The organism is Nocardioides bizhenqiangii (genome assembly GCF_034661235.1).
GTDB classification, from domain to species: domain Bacteria; phylum Actinomycetota; class Actinomycetes; order Propionibacteriales; family Nocardioidaceae; genus Nocardioides; species Nocardioides bizhenqiangii.
Map to the genome: position 1 here is coordinate 2,333,183 of NZ_CP141059.1, position 15,561 is coordinate 2,348,743.

At 70.4% G+C, this 15,561-nt stretch carries 15 protein-coding genes; 6 read left to right on the plus strand and 9 right to left on the minus strand.

What is annotated here, in order from left to right; genetic code table 11:
- Window positions 1–5 precede the first annotated feature (5 nt).
- The 4 genes from SHK19_RS11300 to SHK19_RS11315 all read left to right on the plus strand — a co-directional run bounded on the left by SHK19_RS11300 (window position 6) and on the right by SHK19_RS11315 (window position 4,403).
- Window positions 6–1,568, plus strand: coding sequence for a helix-turn-helix domain-containing protein (locus SHK19_RS11300; protein WP_322455062.1), 1,563 nt, complete (start codon window positions 6–8; stop codon window positions 1,566–1,568).
- 113 nt (window positions 1,569–1,681) lie between these two features.
- Entirely contained in the window at window positions 1,682–2,449 is a 768-nt protein-coding gene (locus tag SHK19_RS11305) for a glycerophosphodiester phosphodiesterase (protein ID WP_322455063.1), read from the plus strand.
- A gap of 22 nt (window positions 2,450–2,471) precedes the next feature.
- Window positions 2,472–3,854 carry an MFS transporter gene (locus tag SHK19_RS11310; protein ID WP_322455064.1) on the plus strand — a complete coding sequence of 461 codons (1,383 nt, stop codon included), beginning with the start codon at window positions 2,472–2,474 and terminating at the stop codon, window positions 3,852–3,854.
- 162 nt (window positions 3,855–4,016) lie between these two features.
- Window positions 4,017–4,403, plus strand: a complete 387-nt coding sequence (locus SHK19_RS11315; protein WP_322455065.1) for an RNA polymerase-binding protein RbpA — start codon at window positions 4,017–4,019, stop codon at window positions 4,401–4,403.
- A 14-nt stretch (window positions 4,404–4,417) separates the two neighbouring features.
- Here the strand turns inward: SHK19_RS11315 and SHK19_RS11320 are convergent, their stop codons facing one another.
- From SHK19_RS11320 to kdd, 7 genes are all read right to left on the minus strand, one after another.
- Window positions 4,418–4,894: an FxsA family protein gene (locus SHK19_RS11320; RefSeq protein ID WP_322455066.1), complete on the minus strand. Its 477-nt coding sequence runs from the start codon at window positions 4,892–4,894 to the stop codon at window positions 4,418–4,420.
- A 14-nt stretch (window positions 4,895–4,908) separates the two neighbouring features.
- Window positions 4,909–5,691 carry a polyprenol monophosphomannose synthase gene (locus tag SHK19_RS11325; RefSeq protein WP_322455067.1) on the minus strand — a complete coding sequence of 261 codons (783 nt, stop codon included), beginning with the start codon at window positions 5,689–5,691 and terminating at the stop codon, window positions 4,909–4,911.
- Entirely contained in the window at window positions 5,684–7,258 is a 1,575-nt protein-coding gene (gene lnt, locus SHK19_RS11330) for an apolipoprotein N-acyltransferase (RefSeq protein ID WP_322936288.1), read from the minus strand. Before lnt ends, SHK19_RS11325 begins: the two co-directional genes overlap by 8 nt.
- Before the next feature lie 586 nt (window positions 7,259–7,844).
- Complete coding sequence (kal, locus tag SHK19_RS11335) at window positions 7,845–8,228, minus strand: 3-aminobutyryl-CoA ammonia lyase (protein ID WP_322455069.1); 384 nt, start codon at window positions 8,226–8,228, stop codon at window positions 7,845–7,847.
- A 70-nt stretch (window positions 8,229–8,298) separates the two neighbouring features.
- Window positions 8,299–9,027, minus strand: coding sequence for a lysine 5,6-aminomutase subunit beta (gene kamE, locus SHK19_RS11340; RefSeq protein ID WP_322455070.1), 729 nt, complete (start codon window positions 9,025–9,027; stop codon window positions 8,299–8,301).
- Complete coding sequence (gene kamD / locus SHK19_RS11345) at window positions 9,024–10,613, minus strand: lysine 5,6-aminomutase subunit alpha (protein WP_322936290.1); 1,590 nt, start codon at window positions 10,611–10,613, stop codon at window positions 9,024–9,026. Before kamD ends, kamE begins: the two co-directional genes overlap by 4 nt.
- A complete protein-coding gene (gene kdd, locus SHK19_RS11350) occupies window positions 10,610–11,653 on the minus strand; it encodes an L-erythro-3,5-diaminohexanoate dehydrogenase (protein WP_322936291.1) in 1,044 nt (347 codons plus the stop codon). Before kdd ends, kamD begins: the two co-directional genes overlap by 4 nt.
- A 91-nt stretch (window positions 11,654–11,744) precedes the next feature.
- On the opposite strand from kdd, the gene SHK19_RS11355 reads away from it, so the two are divergent.
- Window positions 11,745–13,211: a KamA family radical SAM protein gene (locus SHK19_RS11355; RefSeq protein ID WP_322455073.1), complete on the plus strand. Its 1,467-nt coding sequence runs from the start codon at window positions 11,745–11,747 to the stop codon at window positions 13,209–13,211.
- Between the two features lie 3 nt (window positions 13,212–13,214).
- Here SHK19_RS11355 and SHK19_RS11360 read toward each other — a convergent pair whose 3' ends face one another.
- On the minus strand, window positions 13,215–13,682 hold the full coding sequence (locus SHK19_RS11360) for an AsnC family transcriptional regulator (RefSeq protein ID WP_438862030.1): 468 nt from the start codon (window positions 13,680–13,682) through the stop codon (window positions 13,215–13,217).
- A 50-nt stretch (window positions 13,683–13,732) separates the two neighbouring features.
- Here SHK19_RS11360 and SHK19_RS11365 point away from each other — a divergent pair, with 50 nt between their 5' ends.
- Window positions 13,733–14,662 (plus strand): 5'-3' exonuclease, encoded by a 930-nt coding sequence (locus SHK19_RS11365; protein ID WP_322455074.1) that lies wholly within the window; start codon window positions 13,733–13,735, stop codon window positions 14,660–14,662.
- Here SHK19_RS11365 and SHK19_RS11370 read toward each other — a convergent pair.
- Window positions 14,659–15,534 (minus strand): alpha/beta fold hydrolase, encoded by an 876-nt coding sequence (locus SHK19_RS11370; protein WP_322936292.1) that lies wholly within the window; start codon window positions 15,532–15,534, stop codon window positions 14,659–14,661. The genes SHK19_RS11365 and SHK19_RS11370 overlap by 4 nt on opposite strands.
- Window positions 15,535–15,561: the final 27 nt, after the last annotated feature.

Genomic DNA, 15,561 nt, shown 5'->3' on the forward strand with positions numbered 1-15,561 from the left:
TTGCCATGACAGTCTCCCCTGATGTCGAGAGCGAATCCGGCCACGGCACCGACTACAAGGGCCGGATCGGCAACCTGATCCGCGACGCGCGCAAGCATCGCGGGCTCACGCAGACCCAGCTCGCCGAACGCCTCGCCACCAGCCAGAGCGCGATCAACCGGATCGAGAAGGGCCACCAGAACCTCTCCCTCGAGATGCTGGCCCGGATCGGCTCGGCCCTCGACTCCGAGATCGTCGCCCTCGGTGCCGGCCCGACCCACCTGCGCGTCAAGGGCCCGACCACCCTGTCCGGCACCATCGACGTCAAGACCTCCAAGAACGCCGGCGTCGCACTGCTGTGCGCGTCCCTCCTCAACCGGGGCCGCACCACGCTCCGCAAGGTCGCCCGGATCGAGGAGGTCAACCGCCTGCTCGAGGTTCTCGGCAGCCTCGGGGTCCAGACCCGATGGATCAACGAGGAGAACGACCTCGAGATCATCCCGCCCAAGGAGCTCGACCTCAGCCGGATCGACGAGGTGGCCGCGCGCCGGACCCGCTCCGTGCTGATGTTCCTCGGCCCGCTCCTCCACCGGGCGGAGACCTTCGAGCTCCCCTACGCAGGCGGCTGCAACCTCGGCAATCGCACGGTCGAGCCGCACATGTCCGCCCTGCGGCCGTTCGGGCTCGAGGTCAAGGCCACCGACGGCTGGTACCACGGCCAGGTCAACCGGGCTATCGTCCCCGGCCGGCCGATCGTGCTCACGGAGCGCGGTGACACCGTGACCGAGAACGCGCTGATGGCGGCTGCGCTGCATCCCGGCACCACCGTCATCCGCAACGCCTCGTCCAACTACATGGTCCAGGACCTCTGCTTCTACCTGCAGGCGCTGGGCGTCGGGGTCGAGGGCATCGGTACGACGACGCTCACCATCACCGGACAGTCGGTCATCGACGTCGACGTCGACTACGCGCCGAGCGAGGACCCGATCGAAGCGATGTCGCTGCTCGCCGCGGCGATCGTCACCCAGTCCGAGATCACGGTGCGGCGCGCGCCGATCGAGTTCCTCGAGATCGAGCTGGCCGTCCTCGAGGAGATGGGCTTCCGCTACGAGCTCTCCGAGGAGTACCTCGCCGCCAACGGTCACACCCGCCTCGTCGACATCCGCACGCTGCCGTCCGAGCTGGTCGCCCCGCGCGACAAGATCCACCCGATGCCGTTCCCCGGCCTCAACATCGACAACCTGCCGTTCTTCGCGGTCATCGCGGCGGTCGCGGAAGGCCAGACCTACATCCACGACTGGGTCTACGACAACCGCGCGATCTACCTGACCGACCTCAACAAGCTCGGCGGCCGGGTGACCCTGCTCGACCCGCACCGGGTCATGATCGAGGGCCCGACGTCGTGGACCGGAGCCGAGCTGATGTGCCCGCCGGCGTTGCGTCCGGCCGTGGTCGTGCTGCTCGCGATGCTGGCCAGCAAGGGCACGTCGGTCCTGCGGGGCACCTACGTGATCCACCGCGGCTACGAGGATCTCGCCGAGCGGCTCAGCTCGCTCGGCGCCGAGATCGAAACGTTCCGGGACATCTGAGCCACTGCCGAGCTCGCGAGGCAGTGGATCCAGGAGCCAGACCGAGTAGCGCCACGACCGAGCTCGCGAGGTCGTGACGCGCGTATCGAGATCACATCTGCAAGGCTCAGCACATGGCGTACCTCTCGCACGGGCGGGTCCTGGCGTTCGCCCACCGGGGTGGGGCCTACCACCCCGAGATCGAGGGGCTCGAGAACACGCTGGCCGCGTTCCGGCACGCGGTGGAGCTCGGTTACACCTACCTCGAGACCGACGTGCACGTCACCAAGGACGGCGCCCTGCTGGCCTTCCACGACCACGTGCTCGACCGCGTGACCGACCGGATGGGCTCGATCGCCGACCTGACGCTCTCCGAGATCCGCGAGGCACGGATCGCCGGCCGTGAGGAGATCCCCACCTTCGGCCAGCTCCTCGAATCATTCCCGGACGCCTTCTTCAACATCGACATCAAGGGCCCGGGCGCGGCGGCGGTGCTGGCGGACGTCATCCGTGCCCACGAGCTCTGGGACCGGGTGCTCGTCGGCTCGTTCTCACCGGCCCGGATCCGTGAGTTCCGCCGGCTCACCGACGGCCGGGTGCCGACCGCGGCGCACGTCTGGGAGATCCTCGCCTTCCGTTTCCTGCCCAGCGCGCCGCTCGCCGACCGGCTCGCGGGGCGCCACTTCGTCGCGTTCCAGATACCCCACCGGCGGTACGGATTGCGCGTCGTCACCCCCGGCCTGGTCCGCCGCGCGCACGCCACCGGCAAGCAGGTGCACGTCTGGACCGTCGACGACCCCGACGAGATGCGGCTGCTGCTCGACCTCGGGGTCGACGGCCTCTTCACGGACCGCACGGACCTGCTCAAGGATGTGCTGCTGGCCAGAGGTCAGTGGCAGTAGTCTCCCGGCGGGAGGGGAGCCCATGAACAGCACGACGCCCATCGCGGACCTAGGACCGCTCAACCGCGCCCGCGAGCAGAAGGCGTGGTTCTTCTACGACTGGGCGAACTCGGCGTTCGCGACCACGATCGCCGGGGTCCTGTTCGCGCCGTACCTGATCACCATCGCCGAGCGCGCCGCCTGCGGGTTCGTCGGCGACGAGGACCGGAAGTGCCGCGAGACGCTCGAGGTGCTCGGCATCGGCATCGCGCCCGGGTCGCTGCCGTCGTACGTCATCACGCTGTCCACGGTGCTGGGAGCAGTCCTCTACCCGCTGATCGGTGCGATGGCCGACCGCACCGAGCGGAAGACCGACCTCCTCGCGGGCTTCGCATGGGTGGGCGCGGCCGCCGCCGGGCTGCTGTTCTTCCTGACCGACGACCGCTGGCTGTTCGGCAGCCTGGTCTTCCTCGTGGCCAACCTCTGCTTCGGCGCGTCGATCGTGATCAGCGACTCCCTGCTCAACCTGATCTCCGAGGAGCACGAGCGCGACCGGGTGTCGTCCGTCGGATGGGCCTACGGGTACGCCGGCGGCGGGCTGCTGCTCGCCGCCAACTTCCTCGTCGTGACCTTCCACGACTCGATCGGACTCAGCACCGAGATGGCGGTGCGGATCAGCCTGCTCTCCGGCGCCGTCTGGTGGGCGGCGTTCACCCTGATCCCGTGGCGCGGCATCAAGGACAAGCCGCCCGTAGGTGTCGAGGAGGCCAGCGGCGGTCTCGTGGCCCGGTCGTTCGGCCAGCTGCTGGCGACGCTCAAGGACCTCCGCAACTATCCGGTGGCGGTGACCTTCCTCCTCGCCTACCTGTTCTTCAACGACGGCATCCAGACGGTGATCGCGTCGGCCGCGATCTTCGGCGAGAAGGAGCTCGGCTTCGACACCGGCGTCGTGCTCGGCGCCTACCTCCTGGTGCAGTTCGTGGCGGTCGGTGGCGCGATCGCGTTCGGCCGGGCGGCGGCGCGTGTCGGCGCCAAGCGGGTGATCCTGGCCGGCCTCGTCGTCTGGATGGTGATCGTCACCGTGGCGCTGTTCGTGCCGGAGGAGAACCTGGTCGCGTTCCTCCTGCTCGCCACGGCCATCGGCATCGTCCTGGGGGGCACCCAGGCGCTCGCCCGCTCCTACTTCTCCCTGCTCATCCCCCGCGGCAAGGAGGCGGAGTTCTTCAGCCTCTACCACGCGATGGACCGCGGTACGTCGTGGCTCGGCACGCTCACGTTCGGCCTCGTCTACCAGTTCAGCGGGTCCTACCGACCGGCCGTCTTCGCGCTCATCGTGTTCTTCACCATCGGCGGGCTGCTGCTCCTGCGCGTCGACACCGAGCGCGGCATCCGGGACGCGGGCAACGACCGCCCCGCGATTGTCTGATCCCGTCGTCGATACCCGATGATTCTGCGGGGATGAAACCTTTTCACGCCGGGTAGCGTTGAAGTAGTAACGGCCGCGTCGGTCAACAGCGCCCGGGGAGATCCCCCGGCGACCACGCTGCCGGACCCAGCCAGGAGCAGGGTCACGACATGGGAGGAAATCATGGCGGAGCGCACCTTGCGAGGCGCACGACTGGGCGGCCAGTCGTTCGAGGACGAGCGCGGCATCGAGTTCGCAGCTCGCCAGCAGGTCGGATACCTCTGCCCCCACGGGCACTCGTTCGAGATCACGATGTCGATCGAGGCCGATGTCCCCGCTGTCTGGGAGTGCCCGCGCTGTGGCGCGGAGGCCGAGAGCACGGCCGGCATCGAGCGCGTGGAGAAGGCTGAGAAGCCCCAGCGCACCCACTGGGACATGCTGCTGGAGCGGCGCTCCGAGAAGGAGCTCGAGGACATCCTGACCGAGCGGCTCGAGCTGCTCCGGGGCGGCGAGATCGGTCCTGCCCACCTGCACCGCACCGGCCGCAAGCGCAAGGCCGCCAACGCCTGAGCGCGTGCGGGGACTCAGTCCTCGACGACCTCGCCCCGGACGACGGTGTCCCCTGCCGTCGGGCCGGGAGCCCGTCCTGCCCGGCCGACCGCGACGGTCGTGAGCCGCGACCCGACGTAGACCGAGAGGGCGCGTCGGAAGAGCGGCCGGGTGAAGGGCAGCACCAGCAGGAACCCCACCACGTCGGTGGCGAAGCCGGGCGTCAGGAGCAGGGTGCCGCCGATCAGGATGAGGGCGCCGTCGGCGAGCTCCTTGGCGGGCGGCCGATAGCTGTCGAGCGCGGCGCGCAGAGCCTGCCAGGCGCGGCGGCCCTCCCGCTTGACCAGCCAGGCGCCGATCATGCTGTCGAGGACCAGCAGCCCGATCGTCCACCACGCACCGATGGCCTGACCGACCTGGATGACGACGTAGATCTCGACCAGCGGCACGACGACGAACGCGACGAACAGGATCAGGGGCAGCCACCGGCGCCGGCGCCTCGTCGTACTCACACTCCGAGCGTAGATCAGCGGCGGTTGCGCCTGCGTGCCTGCGCCTGCTCCCAGCGCTCGCGGAGGCCCCACAGGGTGATCCGCTCGAGCGACTCGAGGGCGACCTGCCTGCTCATCTTGGACTCGCCCCGCACCCGCTCGATGAACTCGATCGGCACCTCGCGCACGACCATGCCGGCCCGAAGGCAGCGGGTGACCAGGTCGGTCTGGAAGACGTAGCCGGTCGATCGCACCGACGCCAGGTCGATCTTCTCCAACGCCTCGCGCCGGAAGACCCGGTAGCCGGCGGTGGCGTCGTGGACGTCGATGCCGAGCAGCAGCCGGACGTAGAGGTTGCCGCCCCGCGAGAGCACCTCGCGGCGTCGGGGCCAGTTGACGACACTGCCGCCGGGCACCCACCTCGAGCCGATCACGAGGTCCGCGGAGCGCACCGCGTCCAGGAGCCGGTGCAGCTGCTCCGGCTGGTGCGACCCGTCCGCGTCCATCTCGCCGACGACGTCGTAGCCGGCCGCGAGCGCCCACGCGAACCCGGCGAGGTAGGCCGCGCCGAGACCGCCCTTGCCGGTCCGGTGCAGGACGTGGACCTGTGCGTCCTCCGCGGCCAGCGCGTCGGCGATGTCGCCGGTGCCGTCCGGTGAGTTGTCGTCGACGACGAGTACGTCGACACCCGGCTGCGCGCGACGGAGCCGCCCGACGATCCAGGCCAGGTTGGCCGCCTCGTCGTACGTCGGGATGACGACGACCACCCGGCCCGGTCCGCGGGCACGGTCGACGTCAGCGGTCTCGGCTTCAGCCAACGGAGGTCTCACTCGGACTCGGGGACGTCTCGGGCGCCGGCGCGTCGCTGGCGTCTCGGGTGGACGCGGCATCTTCTTCCCGCTGCCGACGGTACGCGATCGCGCCCAGCACGAGACCGAGGAGCGCCAGCCCGGTGAGGACTCTCGCCGGCCAGGCCCCCAGCCTGATCGCCGGCGTCAGCTCGGTGCTCAGACCGACCTGTTCCACGAGCACGGCCGTCGTCCGCGGATCGGCCGACGCCACCACGGTGCCGTCCGGGGCGATCACGCCGGTGATGCCGTTGGTGGCTGCCACCACCAGCCAGCGGCCGGACTCGATCGCCCGGAGCCGGGTGATCGCGAACTGCTGGTCGATCTGGTCGGTGAAGATGAAGCTCGCGTTGCTGGTCTGGACGGTCATCAGCTCCGCGCCCTCCTGCAGCTGGTCGCGCGCCACGTCGTCGTAGGCGACGTCGAAGCAGATCGCGTCGGCGACCTTGATCCCCGCGACCTGGATCGGGCTGGTGCGGGTGCCGCTCTTCATGTCGCGGCCGATCTCGCGGAGCGCACCGAAATTGGGGTCCCAGTAGCGGCGGAACGGGATGTACTCGCCGTAGGCCACGGGGTGCTGCTTGGTGTAGCGCTCCCCCGGTCCGGTGACGGGATCCCACACGATTCCCTGGTTGAGGACGTGGTCCTCGCCGTCGTCGATCAATCCGCCGACGACCACCGGCACGCCCACCGCGGCAACGGCCTCGCGAATGCCGTCGTTGACGTCGCTCTCCCGGAACGGGTCGACCGCCGTCGAGTTCTCGGGCCAGAGCACGAAGTCGGGGCGCACGTCACCGTCGGCCAGGTCGATGGTCGCGTCGACGTGGTTGCGGGTGACGCCGCGGTGGTCGTAGAGGATGTCGTCGGCCGGCCCGGGCAGGTTGCCCTGCACCGCCGCCACGACCGCCGACCCCGTCACCTCCGTCTCGTAGGGCGCGACGGTCGGGATCACCAGCACGGCCAGGATCGCCAGGGCTCCTCCGAACCCGAGCTGCCGGGCGCGCGGGACCGGTGCCTCCGACCGGTCCAACCACGTCTCGACGCCTGCGGCCAGCAGGAAGCCGACCAGTGCGAGCAGGAAGGACAGGCCGGTCATGCCGACGTACGCGAGTGCTGCTGCGACGGGGGTGTCCACGACCGCGAAACCGAGCCGTCCCCAGGGCATCCCGCTGAACGGCCAGCCGCTCCGAAGGCCGTCGGCGGCCGTCCACGTGGCGGCCAGCCAGACCGGCCAGGCCGGGAGCCGACGGACGAGGGGGACGGCGAGCCCCACCAGGCCGTAGAACAGCGCCTCGATGGCGGACAGCGCCACCCAGGCGTCGGGACCGATCGACGTCCGCATCCAGTCGATGTGGGTGAAGTAGAACGCCACCCCGAAGACCAGTCCCACCAGCCCGGAGCGCCAGAAGGTGAGATCGCGCGTCGCGAGCGCAAAGGCGGCCAGCCCGAACGGCAGGAGGTAAGGGATCGCGATCGGCTCGAACGACGCCGTGAGCGCCAGGCCGCCGAGGGCGGCGAGAACGAGGCGGAGCGGCACCTGGCCAGCCTAGTGACCAGGCCTGCGTCGCCCGGAAGCAGCACCACTGGTGACGTGCCGCAAGCCGCCGAACCACCGCAACCACAGACCACGTCAACTGCGGGCCGGCAGCGTGGCGCCCGCGGGCGAAGCCCGCATCGTGCGGCGTCCGCGGCCCGAGCGGAGCGATGGGCCGTGCGGCGCCGGACGATGGGCGACACGCTCGGCCGATTCGGAACGGAAGGGTCGGCCTCACCTTCGGACCATCCCGATTCCCGACCGGCTGCCGGGACTCGGATGTTGTCTAGGGGGAGGGCGACCCTTCCGTGTCGCTCTCGAGGTGCGAACCGACCTCCGCGAACCGGCGACGGGAGGTGTTGGCGCTACACCCCCGAGTGCCGGCCACTCGGACGTCGGTCCGCCTACCACGACCTGCACGAGCAACGGTCACGTACTTTGGCGAGCCTGGGCGGGAGTGTCAACCGCCCGCTGACCTGCGCGGATACGGGAATGCGCAGGTCAGAGCGGGGTCCCGGGACCCCCAAATTCCGCACAATTCTCTGGGACGCGCGGCGTGTCGCATGCGACGCGCCGACCGATCGTGCGACTACGGGACGACGACCGTGCCGGTGGCGGTCGTCGCCACCAACGGCGGCTCGAGCAGGGTCGCGGCGCCGGGCCGGTCCGCGGTCGCCGCGCCGCGCGCGACGACGGTCAGGGTGAACGCCATGACCCGCGACCGGTTGCCGACCCTGACCAGCTCCGCGGTCGCCTCGACGACATCGCCGGCACGAACCGGCGCGCGGAACTGGACATCGTCGTAGGACGCGAACAGACCCTCGTCGCCGTCGGTCTGGATGCTGAGCTCGGTGGCCACGTCGCCGAACAGGCCGAGGCCGTAGGCGCCGTCGACGAGGTTGCCGGCGTAGTGGGCGTGGGAGTAGGGCACGTAGCGTCGCTGGGTCGCTCGGGCGCCTGTGGATGCGGTCACGACTTTGGGGTCCCCGCCGGGTTGTTCGCGGAGGAGCGACGCGGGGGAAGCGAAGAACCCGGTGGGGTAATCATGACGCGATCCTATGGACCAGGAAGCTGGCTACCTCGCCGGGCGTCGTGCCCCGACCGAAGATCCGGTCGACTCCGAGCTCGTCCGCCATTGCCTCGTCGAACCGCGGGCCACCGACGACGAGCAACGGACGGTCCTCGGTCTGGAACGCCTCGCCGAAGGCGGCCGACATCTCCCGGGTGTTGAGCAGGTGCGCGTCGCGCTGGGTGACCACCTGCGACACGAGCACGGCGTCCGCCTGCTCCGCCACCGCACGATCGACGAGCTGGGGCACCGAGACCTGCGCCCCCATGTTCACGACCTTGATCTCCCGGTAGTACTCCAGCCCCTTCTCCCCCGCGAACCCCTTGATGTTCAAGATGGCGTCGATGCCGACGGTGTGCGCGTCGGTGCCGATGCAGGCGCCGAGCACGACGAGCCGCCGGCGCAGGCTGCGCTTGATCGCCGCGTTCGCCTCCTTCGGGGTGAGCAACGGGTAGTCGCGCTCGACCACCTCCACCGCGTCGAGGTCGACGAGGTGGTGGACCCGGCCGTAGACGACGAAGAAGGTGAAGTCGTCCCCCATCGGCTTCGCATGGACGACCAGCGCAGGGTCGAGACCCATCTTGGCCGCGAGCTGCTGGGCCGCACCCTCGGCCCGCTTCGAGTGCGCAACCGGCAGCGTGAAGCTGATCTGCACCATTCCGTCGCCGGTGGTGTCGCCGTACGGACGGACGAGAGTGCTCACTTCTCCTCCAGGATCTCGGAGGCGGGGTTGTAGTAGCCGTCTGCCTTGCGGGCGACACCCTCGAGCCCGCGGCCCCCGTCCGGCGGCCGCTTCATCGTGCCGAAGGTCCCGTCGGCGATCGCGGCGAGCAAGGGCGGGTCACCCTCCTGGTCCGAGTCGTTCACGATCCGCTCGAGCAGGTCGATGGTCTCACCCAGCACCTGGCGGGCGCGGGTGGCGATCAGCCCGTCCGGAGCGGGGTGGAAGTCCTCGCCCAGGCCACCGGCGGCGTCGAGGACGTAGCGGACGTTCTGGAGGGCGAGGTCGCGGTCGGACAGCCAGGGCGTCACGACGGCCTCGGTCATCATGCCGACGAGCAGGATGCCCTGGCCGGTCATCGCGCCGACCAGGTTGAAGAACCCGTCGAGCAGGTAGCCACGGAAGACGTCGCCGGTCATGTGCCGGGTCGGCGGCATCCACTTGAGCGGCGCCTTGGGGAACAGCTCGCGCGCCAGCAGGGCGTGGGCGAGCTCGAGCCGGAACGACTCCGGCACCGCCGGATCGATCTCGAACGCGTGGCCCAGGCCGAGCTGCCAGTCCTCCAGGCCGGCCTCCTTGGCGAAGTACTCGTTGAGCAGCTGGCTGGTGGTGACCGTATGGGCTGCCTCGACAGCGTCGGCGGTCGTGAGGTAATTGTCCTCGCCGGTGTTGATGATGATCCCGGCCCGGGCGTGGACCTGCCGGCTGAACCGCTGGTCGACGAAGGTGCGGACCGGGTTGATGTCGCGGAAGAGGATCCCGTACATGGAGTCGTTCAGCATCATGTCGAGGCGCTCGAGACCGGCGAGCGCGGCGATCTCCGGCATGCAGAGGCCGCTGGCGTAGTTGGTCAGCCGGACGTAGCGGCCGAGCTCCTTGCCGGTCTCGTCGAGCGCCGCCCGCATCAGCCGGAAGTTCTCCTGGGTGGCGTAGGTGCCGGCGAAGCCCTCCCTGGTCGCGCCCTCGGGCACGAAGTCCAGCAGGCTCTGGCCGGTCGACCGGATCACCGCGATCACGTCGGCCCCCTCCCGGGCGGCCTGCTGCGCCTGCGGGATGTCCTCGTAGATGTCACCGGTGGCGACGATGAGGTAGATCCACGGTTGCCGCGGCGCGTCGCCGTGCCGCTTGATCAGCCGGTCGCGCTCGGCCCGACGGCGGTCGACCTGGCGGATGCCGGCGCCGACCTGGCGACGGCTCGCCGTACGGGCCCGCTTGGCCCGGGTGCCGTCCGGGATCTCGAACCGCACCGAACCGGCCGAGGCCTTCTGCGCCAGCGTCGTCAGATCCTCCGCCTCGCCACGGACCAGCGCGTCCCACACCGGCAGTGCCACGCCGTGGTCGAGACCGACGTCGGCTCGGACGGCGTCGAGGAGCCGGTTGGCCCAGGGCGTGCCCTCCGCGTCGGCCCCGCTCAGTCCCGCGAGGCGCAGCGTGGCGCGCTCGACGGAGACGGTGGTGTGCTGCTGCGCCAGCCGCACGATCGGCCGACCGGCCTTGCGGGCCAGCGACCGCGCCTTCCGGACGGTGGCCGGATCGAGGTCGAGCTTCGTGGCTGCCCTGGTCGTCATGCGAGTCGCTCCTCGAAGAGGCGCCGGACGCCCGCGTCGGTGCGGAGCAGGTCGAGCGCGAGCGCCGCATGACCGGGCACGTAGCCGTTGCCGACGAGCATCGTGACGTCGGCGGCCACGCCCTCGGCGCCGAGCGCGGCCGCGGAGAACGAGGTGGCCATCGAGAAGAAGATGACGGTGCCGCCGTCGGCCGTGGAGAGTACGGCCCCGCCTTCGCAGCCCGGCACGTCCACGCACACCACGGTGACGTCGGCGGGTCCGCCCGCCGCGGCGACCGAGTCCCGCAGCGCGATCGGGTCGCGGGCGTCGGTCACCACGACCGCGTCGGCGAGACCCGCACCCTCGAGGGATGCGGCCTCCCGCTCGGTCGGGACCACGCCGACCAGCCGGCCCGCGCCCGCGGCGCGGGCCGCGGCCAGCGCGAGCGAGCCGGACTTGCCGCCACCGCCGATGACGGCGACGCGCGGCGCCGACCCGCGGTCGACGTACTGGCTCACGACGCGCGAGGTCAGCGCCGGTGCCCCGCAGACGTCCATCACGGCCAGACTGAGCCCGGTCGGCAGGTCGTCCGGGAGCACCGCCGCGATCGACCGGCCGAAGAGGACGGCGTAGCCGGCGCACGGCACCTGCTCCGAGCGGCCGTCCCAATCGGCGAGCCCGTCGGTGATCACGAGCGGCGTGAGGGTCAGCGACACCAGGGTGGCGACCCGCTGGCCGACCTTGAGACCCAGCGGCGACTCCGGACCGACCTCCTCGACCGTGCCGATGAGCATCCCGCCCGAGCCGGTGACCGGATTCTGCATCTTGCCCCGGTCGGCCACGATGCCCAGCACGGCGTCGCGCACCGCTCCCCCGTCGCCCTCGTGCTGCTGCTCGAGCTGGCGGAAGGAGGCGGCGTCCAGGTTGAGCCGCTCGACGCGGATCCGGACCTCGTCAGGCCACAGCTCAGGCCGGGTGTCCAGTCGGCGGGCCGCCTGCGGCAGCACCCGGAAATCGTCCAGCACGCGGTGCAACCCCGTCGGGTCGCTCTGCTGAATCACCGTCGACACTGTCCCTCCACCTTGCTGTAGGCCGCAAATTCTCCGGCGCGTGGATGTTGCAGCCGGATTATCTTCACGTATTCTGACACATATGAGCATCGAGTCGTCGATCGCAGTCGGCATCCCCGAGCCCGCCGGTCAGCCGTATCCCTACCGCAGGGTCGAGCTGACAGAACCGGACTGGACCCGCTTCCCGGGTTGGAAGGACGTCACCGCCGAGGAGTGGGCCTCGGTGCAGTGGCAGCGCGCGCACTGCGTCAAGAACATCAAGCAGCTGCGCGAGCTCCTCGGCGACCTCGTCGACGAGCGCTTCTACGCCGACCTCGAGCGCGACCAGACCGAGCGGGCGACCATGTCCATGCTCGTGCCGCCGCAGATGCTCAACACGATGGCCCCGCACGTCGAGCCCTCCGGCCCCGGAACCCTGACCGACGCGTTCTACGCCGACCCGATCCGTCACTACATGCTGCCCGTCTTCTCCGACCGGCGCACCGACTGGCCGTCCCACCCCCACGCCACGCGTGACTCGCTCCACGAGCACGACATGTGGGTCGCCGAGGGCCTGACCCACCGCTACCCCACCAAGGTGCTCGCCGAGCTGCTGCCGACGTGCCCGCAGTACTGCGGCCACTGCACCCGGATGGACCTGGTCGGCAACTCGACGCCGACGGTCGAGAAGCTCAAATTCGTCGCCAAGCCCAACGACCGGCTCACGGACATGCTCGACTACCTGCGCCGTACACCGTCGGTCCGCGACGTCGTCGTGTCCGGCGGCGACGTGGCGAACATGCCGTGGCCGCGGCTCGAGTCGTTCCTCGACTCGCTGCTCGAGATCGACAACATCCGCGACATCCGGCTGGCGACCAAGGCGCTCATCGGACTGCCCCAGCACTGGGCCCAGCCCGACGTCGTCGACGGCGTCGGCCGGGTGGCCGCCACTGCTCGCAAACGGGGTGTCTCGATCGCGATCCACACCCACGCCAACCACGCGCAGTCGATCACGCCGGCGGTTGCCAGCGCGACGGCGCTGATGCTCGAGGCGGGTCTCCGCGACGTGCGCAACCAGGGCGTCATCCTCAACGGCGTCAACGCCGACCCGCACGCGCTGCTCGACCTGTGCTTCGCGCTGCTCGACGGCGCGCGGATCATGCCCTACTACTTCTACATGTGCGACCTGATCCCCTACAGCGAGCACTGGCGGATCTCCGTCGCCCAGGCGCAGCACCTGCAGCACCAGATCATGGGCTACCTGCCGGGCTTCGCGACCCCGCGGATCGTGTGCGACGTTCCGTTCGTCGGCAAGCGCTGGGTGCACCAGCTCGCCGACTACGACGTCGAGCGCGGCATCAGCCACTGGACGAAGAACTACCTGACCTCGATCGAGGCCGGCGACCCCGACGCGCTCCAGCGCACCTACGAGTACTACGACCCGATCCACACCCTCCCGCCCAGCGGTCAGTCGTGGTGGGCCAACCACGCCGATCTCGACGACTCGGCGCTGCGGGCGGCAGAGGTCGCCGAGGCTTCACGTCGTACGGCGGCGCTCCAGGCGCACTGACCGTCAGCCGGTGACCGGCCGGTTCTCGTAGTACGTCGAGAGCACGATGGTGGTCCGCGTCGACACGTTCGCGGCGGCGCGGATCCGGGCCAGGAGCTCCTCGAGCTCCGAGGGTGAGTGCGAGCGCACCTTGATGACGTAGGACTCCTCGCCGGCCACCGACCAGCAGGACTCGATCTCGGGCAGGTCCTCCAGCCGCTCGGGGGTGTCGTCGGGCTGGGACGGGTCGAAGGGCGCGATCGCGATGAACGCGGTGAGCGGGAGCCCGATCTCCGCGTGGTTGACGGTGGCGCCGTACCCGAGGATCAGGCCCCGCTGCTCGAGCCGCTTCACGCGCTGGTGCACGGCCGAGGTGGAGAGCCCGGTCGCCTTCCCGAGATCCGTGTAGGACATCCGGCCGTCCTTGGCCAGCAGTTCGAGGATCTGGCGATCGATGGCCTCCACGGAGGAGGAACTGCCGCTCTGGCTCACGACCGCCACCCTAGGACATCCCGGAACCCCTGGGCCCTACGATCGGCGTGATGGACACCTCTCCCGGACGCCTGATGCTCCTCGACACCGCCTCGATGTACTTCCGGGCGTTCTTCGGTTCCCCCGAGCTGCTGGCCCCTGACGGCACCAACGTCAACGCGGTCCGCGGCATGCTCGGCTACATCACGTTCCTGGTCGAGCAGTACCGGCCCAGCCACCTGGTCTGCTGCTGGGACGAGGACTGGCGGCCGGAGTGGCGCGTCGACCTGCTGCCGACCTACAAGGCGCACCGGGTGGTCGTCCCGGTGGCGGGCGCGCCCGACATCGAGGAGGTCCCTGACCCGCTCGAGGCCCAGGTGCCGATCATCCGGGAGGTGCTCGACGCCTTCGGCATCGCGGTCGTCGGTGCCTCGGGCTACGAGGCCGACGACGTCATCGGCACCCTGGCCACCGGCGCCGGCCGGCCGGTCGACGTGGTCACCGGCGATCGGGACCTGTTCCAGCTCGTCGACGACGCAGCCGGCGTCCGGGTGCTCTACATCGGCAAGGGCGTCGGGAAGCACGAGCGGGTGGACGAGGCCTGGATCCTCGAGAAGTACGGCGTGACGTCCCGCCAGTACGCCGACTTCGCGACCCTGCGCGGCGACGCCTCCGACGGGCTGCCGGGTGTGAAGGGCGTGGGTGAGAAGACGGCGGCGACGCTGCTCCAGCGGTTCGGCGACATCGACGGCATCGTCGCCGCCGCGGCCGATCCCGCGAGCGACCTGGCGCCCGGGCCGCGGCTCAAGATCAAGGAAGCCGCGGACTATCTCTCCGTCGCACCGACCGTGGTCGCCGTCGCTCGCGACATCGACCTGCCGCGCGGCGACGCGCTGGCGCTGCCCTCCGCACCCGCCGACCCGGACGCGCTCGCGGAGCTGACCGTGCGTTGGGGACTCACCAGCCCGGTTGAGCGACTGACCGGAGTCATCGCCGGCTAGTCACGGCCGTCCAGCACCTCGCGCAGCTTCGTCGCGAAGGCCTCCGGGTCGTTGTCGGGCGACCACTCGTTGGCCACGAAGCCGCCGTGGTCGCCGGGAAACTCGACCGGCTCGACGCCGAGCACCGCGGCCAGCGCCTCGGCACCCCGCCGCGGCACGCCCTGGCCGCTCGCGGCCCCGAAGGCAGGCACGATCCGCACGCCCGACGCGCACAGCGCGTCTCCCTCCGGGTGGTACGGAGCCATCCGCATGTTGTGGCCGAGCAGCGCGTCGTCGCGGCTGCCGTCGTCCTCGCTGGAGAAGCCGAACTGCTCGGGCGAGGGTGCCGGCTGGTCGAGGTAATCCTCGGTGAAGACGCCGTCGTGCATGACCATCTGGATGAACTTGGCCATGGCGGGGCCCTGACCGAGGCGTTCATAGGTGTCGACGATGTCCTTGCCGATCCGATCCAGCACGTCGGCGTCCTCGAGCAGGACCGACAGCGGTGGTTCGTGGAGCACGACGGTGCCGACCTCCTCGGGGTGCGCGAGCAACCACGGCAGCGCGGCCACCGCTCCCCCGCTGGACGCGAACACGTCCACGGGGCCGAGCCCGGTCGCCGCCACGACCCGGTGGACGTCGTCGCCGTGCGCCTCGTAGCTGACCTCGCCGCCCTCTTGGAGCCGGCTGCGGTCGGCCATCCGCGGGTCGTAGGTGATCACGGTCCGGTCGGAGAGGTGCGGGACGAGCTGGGCGAACCCGGAGGCGCCCATCGGGGAGCCGAACACCATGACCGGCCGGTGGGGTCCGGCGGCTTCGCTGTCGGGCTCGTGCACGTCATAGGTGACGACGGCGCCGGGGACGTCGAGCTGGTGGGTGATCGTGGTGGTCATCAGGCCTCCTCGGTCGGGTGCTGGGAC